This window comes from Pseudomonas sp. FGI182 (genome assembly GCF_000511325.1).
Lineage (GTDB): Bacteria > Pseudomonadota > Gammaproteobacteria > Pseudomonadales > Pseudomonadaceae > Aquipseudomonas > Aquipseudomonas putida_Z.
In genome coordinates this window covers 2,145,388-2,160,037 of record NZ_CP007012.1, presented here as the reverse complement: position 1 = coordinate 2,160,037, position 14,650 = coordinate 2,145,388, and the positions used below count along the sequence as shown (strand labels likewise).

9 protein-coding genes are annotated in these 14,650 nt (G+C 62.1%); 8 read left to right on the top strand and 1 reads right to left on the bottom strand.

From position 1 onward, the window contains the following. The first annotated feature begins 79 nt into the window (after window positions 1-79). Together C163_RS09660 and C163_RS09655 are read left to right on the top strand one after the other, a co-directional pair. Window positions 80-1,357, top strand: a complete 1,278-nt coding sequence (locus tag C163_RS09660) for a bifunctional O-acetylhomoserine aminocarboxypropyltransferase/cysteine synthase (protein ID WP_025338571.1) — start codon at window positions 80-82, stop codon at window positions 1,355-1,357. Between the two features lie 64 nt (window positions 1,358-1,421). Then, entirely contained in the window at window positions 1,422-2,186 is a 765-nt protein-coding gene (locus C163_RS09655) for a hypothetical protein (protein ID WP_025338570.1), read from the top strand. A gap of 118 nt (window positions 2,187-2,304) precedes the next feature. Here C163_RS09655 and C163_RS09650 read toward each other — a convergent pair whose 3' ends face one another. Further along, a complete protein-coding gene (locus C163_RS09650) occupies window positions 2,305-7,431 on the bottom strand; it encodes a RecQ family ATP-dependent DNA helicase (protein WP_025338569.1) in 5,127 nt (1,708 codons plus the stop codon). 220 nt (window positions 7,432-7,651) lie between these two features. On the opposite strand from C163_RS09650, the gene C163_RS09645 reads away from it, so the two are divergent. From C163_RS09645 to C163_RS09620, 6 genes are all read left to right on the top strand, one after another. After that, window positions 7,652-8,557: an AraC family transcriptional regulator gene (locus tag C163_RS09645; RefSeq protein WP_025338568.1), complete on the top strand. Its 906-nt coding sequence runs from the start codon at window positions 7,652-7,654 to the stop codon at window positions 8,555-8,557. Between the two features lie 143 nt (window positions 8,558-8,700). Continuing rightward, window positions 8,701-10,011: a sugar ABC transporter substrate-binding protein gene (locus C163_RS09640; RefSeq protein WP_025338567.1), complete on the top strand. Its 1,311-nt coding sequence runs from the start codon at window positions 8,701-8,703 to the stop codon at window positions 10,009-10,011. Window positions 10,012-10,108: 97 nt separating this feature from the next. After that, window positions 10,109-11,032, top strand: a complete 924-nt coding sequence (locus C163_RS09635; RefSeq protein WP_025338566.1) for a carbohydrate ABC transporter permease — start codon at window positions 10,109-10,111, stop codon at window positions 11,030-11,032. A 10-nt stretch (window positions 11,033-11,042) separates the two neighbouring features. Then, window positions 11,043-11,876: a carbohydrate ABC transporter permease gene (locus C163_RS09630; RefSeq protein WP_025338565.1), complete on the top strand. Its 834-nt coding sequence runs from the start codon at window positions 11,043-11,045 to the stop codon at window positions 11,874-11,876. A gap of 165 nt (window positions 11,877-12,041) precedes the next feature. Beyond that, entirely contained in the window at window positions 12,042-13,154 is a 1,113-nt protein-coding gene (locus C163_RS09625; protein ID WP_025338564.1) for an ABC transporter ATP-binding protein, read from the top strand. A 10-nt stretch (window positions 13,155-13,164) separates the two neighbouring features. Beyond that, window positions 13,165-14,640, top strand: coding sequence for a mannitol dehydrogenase family protein (locus C163_RS09620; protein ID WP_025338563.1), 1,476 nt, complete (start codon window positions 13,165-13,167; stop codon window positions 14,638-14,640). Window positions 14,641-14,650 lie beyond the last annotated feature (10 nt).

Below are 14,650 nucleotides of genomic sequence, written 5' to 3'. Positions count from 1 at the left end.
CATCGCGCGTTCACGCTTGACCCACACCCTCCCCCCGCCACATGCTCGATCGCTCCACCCACGCTCAAGGAACGATTGCATGAAGCTGGAAACCCTCGCCATCCACGCAGGCTTCAGCCCCGACCCGACCACCCGGGCAGTGGCCGTACCGATCTACCAGACTACTTCCTTCGCCTTCGACGACACCCAGCACGGCGCCGACCTGTTCGACCTGAAGGTGGCCGGCAACATCTACTCGCGCATCATGAACCCCACCAACGACGTGCTCGAGCAGCGCATGGCCGCCCTGGAGGGCGGGGTTGGCGCGCTGGCGGTGGCCTCGGGCATGGCGGCCATCACCTACGCCATCCAGACCGTCGCCGAGGCCGGCGACAACATTGTCTCGGTGGCCAAGCTGTACGGCGGCACCTACAACCTGCTGGCCCACACCCTGCCGCGCATGGGCATCCACACCCGCTTCGCCGCCCACGACGACATTGCCGCCCTCGAAGCATTGATCGATTCGCGCACCAAGGCGGTGTTCTGCGAGTCCATCGGCAACCCTGCCGGCAATATCGTCGACATCGCCGCGCTGGCCGAGGCCGCCCACCGCCATGGTGTGCCGCTGATCGTCGACAACACCGTGGCCACCCCGGTGCTGTGCCGGCCGTTCGAGCACGGTGCCGATATCGTCGTGCACTCGCTGACCAAGTACATCGGCGGCCACGGCACCAGCATCGGCGGCATCGTCATCGACTCCGGCAAGTTCCCTTGGGCCGACAACAAGGAACGCTTCGCCCTGCTCAACACCCCCGACCCGTCCTATCACGGCGTCACCTACACCGAAGCCTTCGGCCCCGCCGCCTTCATCGGCCGCTGCCGCGTGGTGCCGTTGCGCAACACAGGCGCAGCGCTGTCGCCGTTCAACGCCTTCCTGATCCTGCAAGGCCTGGAAACCTTGGCCCTGCGCATGGAGCGCCACACCGAGAACGCGCTGAAGGTCGCCCGCTACCTGCAAGCCCACGAGCAGGTGGCGTGGGTGAAATATGCAGGGCTGCCCGACCACCCCGAGCATGAACTGGCCCGGCGCTATACCGGCGGCAAACCAGCGTCGATCCTGTCGTTCGGCATCAAGGGCGGCCAGGCGGCCGGCGCGCGCTTCATCGATGCACTGCAGCTGGTGGTGCGCCTGGTGAACATCGGCGACGCCAAGTCGCTGGCCTGCCACCCCGCCTCCACCACCCACCGCCAGCTCAACGACGAGGAGCTGGAGAAGGCCGGCGTGCCACGGGACATGGTGCGCCTGTCGATCGGCATCGAGCACAGCGACGACATCATCGCCGACCTGGCCCAGGCGCTGGAGGCCAGCCGCGGTTGATTCATCTGCGCCCTACCCAATGCCTACGGCGGGCGCACCTTTCGCACATATGGATAGCCCTGCGATGACCCTGTTCTACCTCAAGCTGATCGTCACACCTCTCCTGATGTGGGCCATCTCCCTCGCCTCGCGTCGCTGGGGCGGCCTGCTCGGCGGGTTGCTGTCTGGCCTGCCGATCACCTCGGCACTGGTAATGACCTTCCTGTGCCTGGAACAGGGCACGGCCTTCGCCCTGGGGGCGGTGCCCGGCGCGCTGGGCGGCCTGGCGGCGGTGCAGGCCACGTACACCTTCTACCTGTTCGCTACACGCAGGCTCGGCATCGGCCCGGCCGTATTGCTGGCGATGCTGTTCTATGGTGTAGCGGCCTATGCGTTTACCCACGGGGGCAACCTGTACCTGTCGATTGCCGTGGCGCTGGTGTTGATCGGCGTGCTGATACGCGCCAGCGGCCGCGAGCCCAGGCCGGATGCCCTGGCCCGGCCACGGCAGCGGTTTTGGGAGATCCCTCTGCGCATGGTGTCTGCCACTTCGTTGCTGATGGTCATCACAAGCCTGGCCAACTGGCTGGGCCCGGCGGCCAGCGGCATGCTGGCGCCGATCCCGGTGATTGCCTGGCCGCTGGTGGTGTTCGCCCATGTGCGGAATGGCCGTGCCGGAATGGCAGCGATGGTGCGGGGCAATGCGATCGGGGCGGTGGGGGTGATTGCGTTTTATCTGGTATTGGCAGGGCTGCTCGAAAGGTGGGGCGTGGCCGTTACCATCAGCCTGGCCATGCTCTGCGCGGTAGTGCTGACCGTCGCGCTGGCCACTGTATTGCGACGGGCGTGATCGCCCGGCGCTGTCGACGCCAAGCATAAAAATCAGGTGGCCACGATGGCCTTCTGTGGAGGAGTCGGGAAGGAGTGATCGCCGTACCGTTACTTTCCGGTTTCTTGATCAAGCCGATTCAAATGCAACCAGGAACACCACAGACTCGCGGAACAACCACCTCCCAACGGTCGCATTTCTGGCGCGGCCGATACTGCTCCTCGCTATCCTCCAAAAACCGAATCACCACACCCGCAACCTCGCATCGCTCAACCTCAAGATCAAGCTTGAAGGACTGCGAAGTCCGCCCAACCCTTCGCCCCTGACTATCCAGCACAAGGTAGCGCTCACCCTGCTTTTCAAGCTTCAGCTCTGCCCCAGGCTCCAAGCAGCTCAGCGCCTCATGGATGAGATCTGTTACAGGGCTACGTCCGGCATAGCCAATATCAATGTCCTTCAGACTGAGCTGCAGGTAACGCCGCTCCAGGGCTGCACTGTAATTGCCGGTAAAAATTTGCTGCCCGATGTCAGCCGACAAACTCCCACTAAAAGGATTCGATGCACTGAACTCACACAGCGTCAGCGTCTGCTCTGCACGTGTCATCCCCACGTAATACAATCGGCGCTCATCGTTGAGCCCCTCGGGCTGCACACTCCAGCCACCATCAAGCAGAACGACATGCCTGAACTCGAGGCCTTTCGCTGAATGCACCGTACCTAGATACAGGCCACTCCTGGGCTGCTGCCGCATCTCCCGAGCATAGTCGTAGAGCCAGTCCACGATTGCAGCACTGTTGAGCTGGCACTCGCCCAACTCGACCTGCAATTGGGTGAAAGCCTCCTGAAAAAAACTGCGCCAGCTCTCACTCACCCCCGCCGATACCTGCTGCCACGCCAGCGCAGCGGAAAGCGCCTCGTTGATTTCGCGAAGCTGATCAACAACCGACACAAAATCACGTTGTCGAGTGATGGGCAGCGCACTGTCTTTATCCGAGGCCAGGAAGTACGGAACCCCAGCAAGCTCGCAAAGCGCCTGGACTGGCCATAAATACTGATGGGTACGGGCAAGAATGGCGCATCCACTCCAATCACCGTCCTCCAGCGCCAGCAGCCGCTTGAGTTCACCGACAGCAGCCTGTGCCTGAAGATTACCGACAGCTTTGTCGCTGGGTTCAACGGCCAGTCGCAAAACACGCCCCGATCGATCTGAATCAAGCGTCTGCCACTGCCCACCGAGAGGATCTGACTGACGTTCTCGGTTAATTCGGATGGGATAAGAGGCTTTCAGGCGCCCCGGGTTATTGCCGACCAGCTGATTTGCCGCGGCAATGATGCGTTGAGTGGATCGATAGTTCTCGACGAGGTAGCTGGTCGCAGCAGAATAGTCCTCCCGAAAGCGTTCGATGTAGCGATTATTGGTGTCGCGCCAAGCGTAGATGTTCTGATCATCGTCCCCCACCGCCAAAATGCACAAATGCCCTTCCTCACCGGTCTGTCTACCGGCAAGTGCGCTCACCAAACGGTATTGCAGGGCATCGATGTCCTGGTATTCATCAACCAGGATGTAGCGGTAGCCACGCAACAACTGTTCACGCAGGTCGTCATCGCCATCGGCAGTTCCTTTCCCCTCCAGAAGCTCGACAGCATCCACCAAAACCCGCTTCAGAGCGCCCTCGTCGACAACATCCCTGCGCTCAAAGCGAGTGCCTGTCAGGCGCATGGCCATGCTGTGGTAGGTCATGACGCTGACACCGTAGGCATCAGCCCCAACCAGGCTTAAAAGACGCTTACGAATTTCATTGGCCGCATGCCGATTGAAGGTCAACGCCACAATGGCATAGGCTGGAATTCGTCGAACACGCAGCAGGTAAGCGATACGGTGAACGATTACACGAGTTTTGCCAGACCCTGGCCCCGCCAGTACCAATCGATTAACGTCATCGTCATCGGCGACGATGAGTCGTTGCTGAGTGCTCAGATCCTCAACAATGGAACTCCAGGACGCTTCACTGGTGGCATGCTTGAGCACCTCCTCGCGACCGGCAAAGTAGCGTTGTAGAAAAGTATCTTTGGAGTCCGTGAAGTAATGCAGTACCAGCTTGAGCGCGTTCGCCATCTCCTTCAGTGCAACCTCGGCATACTCGCGCATCACGTGGACCTGGATACGCTTCTCGCTGTAATGCTCATCGAGCCGTAGGTAATCGTCCTTGAGATAGCTGCCCTTCTTGTCGGTATTGACCTCAATGGTCATTGCCCGACGCATTACGGTCATACCGTGGTTGAGCGTCAGCACCTCCTGCTTGTGCAGATACAACAGCACATGCTCAATTGCTCTGTGGCGTTGACTCGGGGGAATGACCTGAGAGAGCTCCAGGTCCGACTCGATCAAGCCGACCAATTCACCGAAGGTAGACTGCACCATCAGATCCTTGCCCTTGGAAGCCGGAGCCAGCTTTCTGATCAAGAACTGAAGCAGCTTGCTGGCAATGACTCGGCGCTTTTCACCCAAGCGTTCAATCTGTGACCAGCTGTACTTACCTTGAATTTTCAGTTTGATGAAGTCGTGATTGACCGTCTTCAGTTCAAAACTCGTACGCGGCTGACTGTTACTTTCACGATCTTGAGAGAGGCTGCGCAGCAGACGAAGCACTTGCAACGGAATGACATCCTCGTTCTCCAGCCTGGCTTTGAGCCCCGCCGTCAGAGCCGCGAGATTGAGATCCTGCCAACTTCCATCCTCGGCATCTGGCGCTAGTTCGCCAAGTACCTCGAACAGCGCCGCCTCCAATGCCAAGGTCTGTGCCAAGCGTTGAGTGGAAGCCCCCGCCACGCCGTGACGCAGTAATACAGTCAACTGGGTGTCATTGACCAGTAACCCCAGCTCTTCCATCTGCTTCAGGGTGCTAACGACTTCCTCAGACGTCAGGCTGGTGAGCGACATCAAGTTGTCCGTGTTCACCCGCTCATCAGCGTCGGCCTGATAGAGGTAACTTAAAATCGCGCCGAACTCTTCACGGCGGCGCTCCGACAGATTGGCCTTAAGCAAACGCTGTTTCGCATCCACTTCGCCGAGGCTCAGGCGCGCCGGAAAAATCTGTGTGCTGTTTTCCTCTCGCTTGAGGTAATGTCCTCGTTCCAACCAGGCGACCGCGGTGACCACTTTGGTTTCAGCATCGCTGTCATCCGCGTCGAACGAGGTCTCGACGGTTTCATCCATGAGAATCTCGCCAGCGGTGATGACCAATTCGCCACCCTTGCGCCTGGCGTACTCGAAACGCAGCTTGCGCAGAATTTGTTGGATGTCACGTAAACTGAGCCTGGAACGCTCACACAACCCAAATTGGGTCTCGATATCCTGCGAGTCATAAAGCAGCACACAGCGTGCTGCATCCTGATCACGCCCCGCCCTTCCAGCCTCTTGGAGATAGTTCTCCAGCGAGCCTGGGATATCCGCATGAACTACCAGCCGGATATCAGACTTGTCGACGCCCATGCCAAACGCATTGGTGGCGACAATGATGCGGAGCCGCCCTGCTTTGAAATCGTCCTGGATGTCTTTCTTTTCGTTGGGCTCGAGCCCCGCGTGGAAATGACGGCACAACCATCCCTGCTCGACCAGAAACGCTGAAAGCTCTTCAGCGCCCTTACGGCTTGCAACGAAAACGACCGCCCCACCGTCCTGGCTACCGAGTTGATCCTCTAGCAGCTGATGGGTTCTAGGCCACTTCTCACCTCGACTGCAGGGCAACACTTCAAAGCCAAGATTCGTCCGCTCATGGGTCCCCAGGAACTGATCGAACTCAATCCCGAGGCTTTCCTTGAAATGCGCGCGGATGTCAGCCAATACATCCGGTTTGGCCGTTGCTGTGAAGCAGCCAATGGGAGCCAGGGATCGATCGCCGGTGTGCTCACGAATGAAGCGCGAGGCATACAGGTAATCCGGGCGGAAATCATTCCCCCACTTCGACAAGCAGTGGGCCTCATCGAAAATCCAGGCACCGATCTGGCGTTGGCGTATCGCACGCCGGAAAGCCTTGTTGCGGAACTGTTCAGGAGACACCAGCAGGATACCGACATCGCCCATCTGGACCTTCTCCAGCACGTCCGCGCGCTCAGGCATGGTCAGCAGGCCATTGAGCGTCGCAGCGCACTGCACATTGCGTTCCAGAAGCCCGTCAACCTGATCCTTCATCAGCGACTGCAGAGGCGAAATGATGATGGTCAGGCTGCCGTTGCGATGAAAGCGATTCAGCGCCGGCAACTGGTAGCACAGCGATTTACCACCACCGGTTGCCAGGATCGCAAGCACATGCCGGCCCTGCATGCCTGCAAGAACCACATTGTGTTGCAGACTCTCACCGGGTCGCTCGTAGCGGAAATCAGCAAAGCCGAAGTATCGCTTGAGCTCATGGCGTGGATCATGGGTGGTACGGCAGTACCGGCAGTCTGAACGGTCACAGGGAACGTCCCGGAGCTCAGTAATCAGTCGCCCGACAGCGGGGAACTGATGCCGTACCCATGGTGCAAGCACAGAATTGCCGCCAGACACCCTCAACCACGCCAGGGCATAGGCCAAGGGCAGATGCAAAACCTTCTGCTCAAGATCCGTGCTCAGAAGAGCGTCCAGTCGAGTTCTACATACCTTCAGATCACGATCCAATGAGGGATCGGTTTCCACCAGCAGACTCGGAATGAGCCGCTGCAGCTCCGAGATTGGAACTGCAGTCTCTCCCGTTAGCGAAGCGAAGAATGATCCCAGATCACTCTTCAGGCTCGGGGCAAGCAGTGCGTGGTAGCAGAGCAGCTCAGCACGGTTGGTCTCATTCAGCTGCGCGAATGCATCTCGCTGATCGCTGAACAGAACCAGAGTCGAACGACAGTCCGCAAGCGGCGAGTTGAGGCTGTCTCGGATGAGTTTGTAATCCTTGACCAGCCGGTGATACGGGTTCTGCGGAAAGGCCAGCGGAGACAAACGCAAGGTATCGATGACTGGCAGTACGTGCAGCGCTAAGTCAGGTGCCTGCTGTTTGAGGATCGGCAAGTCATGCTCGATGACGTTATGCCCCAGGAGAAAACCAGCACCTTCGGACAACGCATCAACTTCAGCAAGAATTTCAGGGAGGTTTTTCGAGACCTTGCGATCAAGCTCGACACCCAGGTCAGGCCGAGCCGCCCCAACCTTGAAGATACGATCTGGGCACCCCTCCTTTCCGGGAGCGACTTCCAGATCGAGAACCAAGCTCTTGGGCTGGGGAACTGATGACATCCCTGATGCAACCCCTACTGTTGCTTGCAAAATGCCTGGTTGCACTTTAAAGGTAAAGCGCCATACAAGAAAGCGTAAGCGTTCGATCGAACGGCCAGTCGCCCCGGCCAGGCCGCTCCTGCAACTGACCGCGTTAAACGATCAGGTGAAGCTGGCTCTGCCCTGCTCCACCACTTCGAGCTACGATAACGCCTCGCCCTCCCAAGGCCCGGACAGCGCCATGCCCAGAACGAACAAAGTCACCGACCCGTCCTACGAGTTGATGGACGACCACGAAGGCCACTCGCTGATCTACCGCCAGCACGGCTTCCCCAGCCCGCTGGTGCGCTGGCACTTTCACAAGGAATACGAGCTGCACCTGATCGTCGCCAGTGCCGGCAAGGTATTCATTGGCGACTACATCGGCAACTTCGCCCCCGATACGCTATTCCTCACCGGCCCCAACCTGCCGCACAACTGGATCAGCCAGATGGCCCCCGACGAGGTGGTGGACAAGCGCGACATGCTGGTCAACTTCACCGACGAAGTGCTGGAGGACGGTAGCCAGGTGTTCTCCGAGCTTGGCCAACTGGCCCCGCTGCTGGCCAGGGCGCGCTATGGCATCGAGTTCCGCGACCCGGCGCTGATCGCCGAAAGCCGCATGCTGCTGCAACGTATCGCCGACAGCCGCGGCATGACCCGCCTGGGATACTTTTTTATCCTCATGGAACAGCTCGCCGCCTGCGAGGACTACCACCTGCTGTCCACCGTCACCTCCTCGCAACTGGCCGACGAGCACCATGTGGAACGCATCAACCGGGCGGTGGACTATATCTTCCAGCACTATGCCCAGGACCTCACCCAGAACGAGGTGGCCGAGCACCTGGGGATGACCCCCACCTACTTCTCGCGCTTCTTCAAGCAGGCCGCGGGGCGCGGTTTTGTCGAGTTCGTGAACCGCCTGCGGGTCAGCAAGTCGTGCGAACTGCTGGCCAAAAGCGAGCTGCCGGTGACCGAAGTGTGCTTCGAATCGGGCTTCAGCAACCTGTCCAACTTCAACCGGCGCTTCCAGCAACTCAAGGGCATGACCCCCTCCAGCTACCGCAGCCTGGTGACCCAGCGGCTGACCGAACAGAACCGCCCCTGAGCCCAAGCGCTGCAAAAAAGTATCAGTGCGAGTGCAGGCGAGGCTTTGTCGGCATCGCCGTGGGGCGGTGTAATCGGCGGCGAGCGACACAAAAACAATAATGTCTTCCGCGCCGTCACCCGGCCCGGTAAGGGGGTTCACCGATGAACAACTCGATCAAGACCTGCCTGGCCGCCGCCTGCCTCAGCCTGCCGCTGTTCACCCAGGCCGCCGAAACCCTGACCATCGCCACGGTCAACAACAACGACATGATCCGCATGCAGCGCCTGGCCAAGGTGTTCGAGCAGCAGCACCCGGACATCAAGCTGAAGTGGGTAGTGCTGGAAGAAAACGTGCTGCGCCAGCGCCTGACCACCGACATTGCCACCCAGGGCGGGCAGTTCGACGTGCTGACCATTGGCATGTACGAGGCCGCGCTGTGGGGCGCCAAAGGCTGGCTGGCCCCGATGAACGACCTGCCCGCCGACTACAGGCTGGACGATGTGTTCCCCTCGGTGCGCAATGGCCTGTCGGCGGGCGGCACGCTATACGCTCTGCCGTTCTACGCCGAAGCCTCGATCACCTATTACCGCAAGGACCTGTTCGAAAAGGCCGGGCTCAGCATGCCCGAGCAACCGACCTGGACCCAGATCGGCGAGTTCGCCGCCAAACTCAACCACCCCGACCAGGACCAGTACGGCATCTGCCTGCGTGGCAAGGCCGGCTGGGGCGAGAACATGGCGCTGATCGGCACCGTGGCCAACGCCTTCGGCGCGCGCTGGTTCAATGAGCAGTGGCAGCCGGAGTTCAGCGGCAGCGAGTGGAAAAACGCGCTGAACTTCTACGTGAACACCCTCAAGCAGTACGGCCCACCCGGCGCCTCCAGCAACGGCTTCAACGAAAACCTCGCGCTGTTCAACAGCGGCAAGTGCGCGATGTGGGTCGATGCCAGCGTCGCCGGCTCGTTCGTCACCGACAAGGCCCAGAGCAAGGTCGCCGACCAGGTCGGCTTCGCCTTCGCACCGAAGGAGGTCACCGACAAGGGCGCCACGTGGCTTTACTCATGGGCACTGGCGATCCCCACCAGCTCCAGGGCCAAGGACGCCGCCAGAACCTTCAGCACCTGGGCCACCTCCGAGGCCTACGGCAAGCTGGTGGCCGAGCAGGAAGGCGTGGCCAACGTACCGCCTGGCACCCGCGCCTCGACCTACAGCGACGCCTACCTGGCCGCGGCCCCCTTCGCCAAGGTGACACTGGAATCGCTCAAACGCGTCGACCCCGACCACCCCACCCTGAAGCCTGTGCCCTATGTGGGCATCCAGCTGGTGACCATCCCCGAGTTCCAGGCCATCGGCACTCAGGTCGGCAAGCTGTTCTCTGCCGCCCTCACCGGGCAGATGAAGGTGGACCAGGTGCTGGCTGCGGCCCAGCAGTCGACCGAACGCGAGATGAAACGCGCCGGTTATCCCAAGTAACAGCCACCCCGAGCAGGCATGACCTGACCGTTGCCGCGCCGCACACCCGCGCGGTGGCGGCCGGCCGCTCGCCCTTTTCGACGCACACGGAGTCGCCATGAACACTTCGGCCCTAGACAGCCCGAGCCTAGCCACCGCGCGCCCCGGCAAACGCCGTGTCGGCCCCGGCTGGTTCCTGGTCAGCCCCTCGGTAGCGCTGCTGCTGTTGTGGATGATCGTGCCCCTGGGCATGACCCTGTACTTCTCGCTGATCCGCTACAACCTGCTGTACCCCGGCGAAAACGCATTCGTCGGCCTGGAAAACTTCACCTTCTTTGTCACCGATGCCGGCTTCCTGCCCGGCGCCCTCAACACCCTGACCCTGGTCGGCAGCGTGCTGGCCATCAGCATCGTCCTCGGCGTGCTCATCGCCGCGCTGCTGGAAGCCGGCGAGTTCTGGGGGCGTGGGGTGGTGCGGGTGCTGCTGATCTCGCCATTCTTCATCATGCCCACGGTCAGCGCGCTGTTGTGGAAGAACCTGATCTTCCACCCGGTGTCGGGCATCCTTGCCGCGCTGTGGCGGCTGTTTGGCGCGCAGCCGGTGGACTGGCTGGCGCACTACCCGCTGCTGTCGATCATCCTGATCGTCTCGTGGCAGTGGCTACCGTTCGCCATCCTGATCCTGATGACCGCCATGCAGTCGCTGGACCAGGAACAGAAGGAAGCCGCACGCCTGGATGGTGCCGGCCCGCTGGCGATCTTCTGGCACCTGACCCTGCCGCACCTGGCTCGCCCCATCGCCGTGGTGGTGATGATCGAGACCATCTTCCTGCTGTCGGTGTTCGCCGAGATCTTCACCACCACCAGTGGCGGCCCGGGTTTCGAGTCCACCAACCTCGCCTACCTGATCTACAACCAGGCGCTGCTGCAGTTCGACGTGGGCATGGCCTCGGCGGGCGGGCTGATCGCCGTGCTGATCGCCAACATCGCCGCCATCGTGCTGGTACGCATGATTGGCAAGAACCTCACCGAACGCAGCTGAGGAGCCCGCCATGCTGACACTCAAGCAAAACCGCCGCCTGCAAAATGCACTGCTCGGCCTGCTGTGCTGGGGCATCGCCCTGGTGATCTTCTTCCCGATCCTGTGGATGGTGCTGACCAGCTTCAAGACCGAACTGGATGCGTTCGCCACGCCGCCGCAGTTTTTGTTCACGCCGACGCTGGAGAACTACCTGCACATCAACGAACGCAGCGACTACTTTGCCTACGCCTGGAACTCGGTGTTGATCTCGGTCTCGGCAACCCTGCTGTGCATGCTGATTGCCGTGCCGGCAGCGTACTCGATGGCCTTCTTCGAAACCCGCCATACCAAGCGCACGCTGCTGTGGATGCTATCGACCAAGATGCTGCCACCGGTGGGCGTGCTGATGCCGATCTACCTGCTGGCCAAGCAGTTCGGCCTGCTGGACTCGCGCCTGGCGCTGATCATCGTCTACACCCTGATCAACCTGCCGATCGTGGTGTGGATGGTTTACACCTACTTCAAGGATATCCCCGTGGACATCCTCGAAGCCGCGCGGCTGGACGGCGCAGGCACCTGGCATGAGATTGTCCGCGTGCTGCTGCCGATCGCCCGCGGCGGGTTGGCCTCGACCCTGCTGCTGTCGCTGATCCTGTGCTGGAACGAGGCATTCTGGTCACTGAACCTGACCTCGTCCGCCGCCGCGCCGCTGACGGCGCTGGTGGCGTCCTATTCAAGCCCCGAAGGGCTGTTCTGGGCCAAGCTCTCGGCCGTCTCGACCCTGGCCTGCGCGCCGATCCTGATCTTTGGCTGGGTCAGCCAGAAGCAGCTGGTGCGTGGCCTCTCGTTCGGAGCCGTGAAATGAACCGCATTCATGCCCCTGTAACACAGCCCCTGTGGGAGCGGGTTCACCCGCGAAGCAGGCGACTCAGTGTCAGGCACCGGCTGCGCCGGTGTTCGCGGGTGAACCCGCTCCCACAGGGTCCAGCTAACTCCTATCAATTCCTGGCCACCGCAGAGGTAACCCGACATGGCTGACCTGAAGATCCGCAACCTGTACAAAGGCTTCGATGGCCACGCCATCATCAAGGGCATCGACCTGGACGTGCGCGACCGCGAGTTCGTGGTGTTCGTCGGCCCGTCCGGCTGCGGCAAGTCCACCCTGCTGCGGGTGATCGCCGGCCTCGAAGAGGTCAGCGGCGGCAGCATCACCCTGGACGGCGCCGACATCACCGACACCGCCCCGGCCAAGCGCAACCTGGCGATGGTGTTCCAGACATACGCCCTGTACCCGCACATGACCGTGCGCAAGAACCTCTCCTTCGCCCTGGACCTGGCCGGCGTCAGCAAGCAGGAAGTGGCCGCCAAGGTCGACAACGCCGCGCGCATCCTCGAGCTGCAACCGCTGCTCGAGCGCAAGCCTCGCCAGCTTTCCGGCGGCCAGCGCCAGCGGGTGGCGATCGGCCGGGCGATCGTGCGCAACCCGAAGATCTTCCTGTTCGACGAACCACTGTCCAACCTCGACGCCGCCCTGCGCGTACAGATGCGCCTGGAGCTGGCACGCCTGCACCAGGAGCTGGCCGCGACCATGATCTACGTGACCCACGACCAGGTCGAGGCGATGACCCTGGCCGACAAGGTGGTGGTGCTCAACGGTGGGCGCGTCGAACAGGTCGGCTCGCCGCTGGAGCTGTACCATCACCCGGCCAACCTGTTCGTGGCGGGCTTTCTCGGCACCCCGAAGATGGGCTTCCTGCGTGGCCACCTGAGCCGCAACCAGGGCAACCAGTGCGAGGTCGCCCTCGAATGCGGCAGCCGCATCACCCTGCCCCTGTGCGCAGGCGACCTGCACACCGGCAGCCAGGTGACCCTGGGCATCCGCCCCGAGCACCTGAACATCACCCTCGCCAGCCAAGGCGCCCCAGCTTCGCTGCAGGTGACCGCCGACGTCAGCGAGCGGCTGGGCAGCGATAGCTACTGCCATGTGCGTGCCGCCTCCGGGGAGATGCTTACCGTACGCGTGCGCGGCGACTTCGCGCCGGCCTTTGGTGAACAACTGGAGCTGACCTTCGACCCAGCCCACTGCCACCTGTTCGACAGCAACGGCCAGGCCCTGGACAAACGCCTGCAACAAGCGGCCTGAGGACTCCATGATGAAACTGAACCAAGCCAACCTCGGCCAGCTCCCGGCCACGGTCACCCGCCCCGCCTACGACCCCGGGCAACTGCGCCAGGGCATCGTGCACATCGGCGTCGGCGGCTTCCACCGCGCCCACCAGGCCGCCTACACCGACGCCCTGATGAACCTCGGCGAAGGCCTCGACTGGGCAATCTGCGGCGCCGGCCTGCGCAGCGAAGACCGCACCATGCGCGATGCCCTGGCCGCGCAGGACCACCTCTATACCCTGTTCGAACTGGGTGACCAGCCCGACACCGAAGTGCGGGTGATCGCCGCCCTCAACGGCATGCTGCTGGCCGAGGACGGTGCCGGCGCGCTGCTGGCCAAGCTGGCCGAGCCCGCCATCCGCATCGTCTCGCTGACCATCACCGAAGGCGGCTACTGCATCGATGACAGCACCGGAGAATTCCGCGCCGACCTGCCACAGGTGCAGCACGACCTGGCCAACCCACAGTCTCCGCACAGTGTGTTCGGCTTTCTCTGCGAAGCCCTGCGCCGCCGCCGCGCGGCCGGCAGCGGGCCGTTCACCGTGATGTCCTGCGACAACCTCCCGCACAACGGCGATGTGGCGCGCAAGGCGCTGCTGGCCTTCGCCCGGCTGCTCGACCCTGAGCTGGCCGAGTGGATCGGCGGCAATGTCAGCTTCCCCAACGCCATGGTTGACCGCATCACGCCGATGACCAGCCCCGCCCACCGCCAGCAACTGCTCGAGCGCCATGGCGTCGAGGATGCCTGGCCAGTAGTGTGCGAGCCGTTCCTGCAATGGGTGGTGGAAGACAAGTTCGTCGCCGGGCGCCCGGCCTGGGAAAAGGTCGGCGTGCAGTTCACCAACGACGTCACGCCCTATGAAGCGATGAAGATCAAACTGCTCAACGGCAGCCACCTGGCGCTCACCTACCTGGGCTTCCTGCAGGGCTACCGCTTCGTCCACGAAACCCTCGCCGACCCGCTGCTGCATCGCTACATGCGCACCTTCATGGACCAGGACGTGACCCCGCAACTGGCCCCCGTGCCGGGTATCGACCTGGAGCGCTACAAGGCCAGCCTCAGCGAACGCTTCGCCAACCGCGCCATCGCCGACCAGCTGGAGCGCGTGTGCTCGGACGGCTCGTCGAAGTTTCCCAAGTTCATCGTGCCCACCGCCAACCGCCTGATCGCCGATGGCAAGCCACTGGAACGCGTCGCCCTGGTGGTCGCGGCCTGGGCGGTGTACCTGCGTGGCGAAGACGAACACGGCACCCGCTACAGCATCCCCGACCCACGCGCCGCCGACTGCCAGGCGCGGGTGGTGCAGCGTGACGGCCTGGCCGCCCGAGTGCTCGGCGACGAGGCGATCTTCGGCACGGCGATACCGGCATCCAGGGCCTTCGTAAGCGCGTTCGAGCGCCTGTACGACAGCTTGCGCGAACACGGCGTGAGTGCAACCTTGCGCCAGGTCCTCGGCGACTGACCCGGAGCGT